At 41.0% G+C, this 797-nt stretch carries 1 protein-coding gene; it reads right to left on the reverse strand.

Features of this window, described 5'->3' with window-relative positions; genetic code table 11:
- Positions 1 to 10: 10 nt before the first annotated feature.
- Positions 11 to 797, reverse strand: a 787-nt coding sequence (locus N482_RS10865; RefSeq protein WP_155730562.1) for an IS4 family transposase, incomplete at its 5' end; no start/stop codon positions are given.

Here is a 797-nt window from a genome sequence, read left to right on the forward strand (position 1 = left end):
TTAATGCCAGTCAGTTAACAACTAACTGGCATTTTTTATTGGGATATTTACTAGGTTTTGGTTTAACACATCTCGGATACGCTCGCTCTCGTTTTATCGGTAAGATATGATGTTCGACTTGAGCTTGTAATTGCTCTATTGATTTAGGGAGCCGTCCTGCATTCTCTATAAACATCGTTTGAATTAAGTTGATAATACTGATTGCGCACGTCGTAAAACTAAGATGTTTTGCATATATCCCTTGCTTTGTCTGTGCCATCTTCACCATCTGGTATCTGAGCAAGTTATAGCTAAGTAATACGCCCCACAGTTCTTGCGCTATCATGTCTGGTTTTTTGCTACGTAGTGTGAAGTGACTATTCAATAAGGTTTGCTTCATTTCTCTATAGCCAAGTTCGATTTCCCATCTGTCGCTGTATAAGTCGACTATTTCTGCTTTAGGGAAGCGCATTGGGTCAACCAGTGAAGTGAGAATGTTCACCTCTTTCCCCTTAATCGTTTTTGTGACCAATCTCACCTCGACGCCCTCGGGTAAGTCAGCAAACTTCTTTCTCGCTTGCGCTGTCGTTTTTAGCTTGATGAGTTTGTCTTGACGACCTAAAGAGCGGATAACTTCATATTGAGTTCCTTTTCTCATAGGTTGGAGCCAGTGACGATTTTTTCCTGCATGATGCCAGCGATTGAGTAAACCTAGAGAATAAAAGCCTCTATCAAATAACGTCAGTGAATTATCGGGGGTAACATCAATTAAGTCTTCTGCAAGTACCATCTCACTTGAACGACAGCTATCAAAGGCA

The sequence above is a fragment of the Pseudoalteromonas luteoviolacea NCIMB 1942 genome, from assembly GCF_001625595.1.
Lineage (GTDB): Bacteria > Pseudomonadota > Gammaproteobacteria > Enterobacterales > Alteromonadaceae > Pseudoalteromonas > Pseudoalteromonas luteoviolacea_A.